This is a genomic window from Paraburkholderia sp. JHI2823, from assembly GCF_038900695.1.
GTDB lineage: Bacteria > Pseudomonadota > Gammaproteobacteria > Burkholderiales > Burkholderiaceae > Paraburkholderia > Paraburkholderia mimosarum.
In genome coordinates this window covers 1-667 of record NZ_JAYMRY010000175.1, presented here as the reverse complement: position 1 = coordinate 667, position 667 = coordinate 1, and the positions used below count along the sequence as shown (strand labels likewise).

1 pseudogene is annotated in these 667 nt (G+C 67.9%); it reads left to right on the top strand.

Annotation, left to right across the window (positions count from 1 at the left end):
• A pseudogene (locus VSR34_RS38175) lies at positions 1–667 on the top strand (heme utilization protein); the annotation flags it as partial.

The window sequence follows — 667 nt, the reverse complement described above, 5'->3', positions numbered from 1 at the left end:
CGTCGCGTCGCTGAGCACGGCGATGCTGACGACGGCGCAGGTTGCGGCAATGTCCACGGCGCAGCTTGAAAGCCTGACGGGCACGCTGAGCTCGGTGCAGACGCAGGCGATCTCGACGGCGACCATCCAGGCGCTGGGCACGGCAGTGGCCTCGCTCACGACGTCGTCGCTCACGACGGCGCAGGTGGCAGCGCTGACGACCGCGCAGATCGAATCGCTGACGGGTTCGCTGAGCACGGCCCAGACGCAGGCGATCTCGACGACGAACATCCAGGCACTGGGTACGAACGTCGCGTCGCTGACCACGGCCATGCTGTCGACGGCCCAGGTCGCTGTGCTTTCGGCACCGCAAGTCACCGCCATTTCTTCGGCCCTGTCGTCGACGCAGATCGGAGCGCTCAGCACCTCAGGCGTGGTCGGGCTCACGCTCGCCGGTCTGACCACCGCCGACACACAGGCACTCACGACGAAGGACATCCAGGCGCTGGGCACGAACGTGGCCGCGTTGACCACCGCGATGCTGACGACGGCGCAGGTTGCGGCAATGTCCACGGCGCAGCTTGAAAGCCTGACGGGCACGCTGAGCTCGGTGCAGACGCAGGCGATCTCGACGGCGACCATCCAGGCGCTGGGCACGGCAGTGGCCTCGCTCACGACGTCGTCGCTC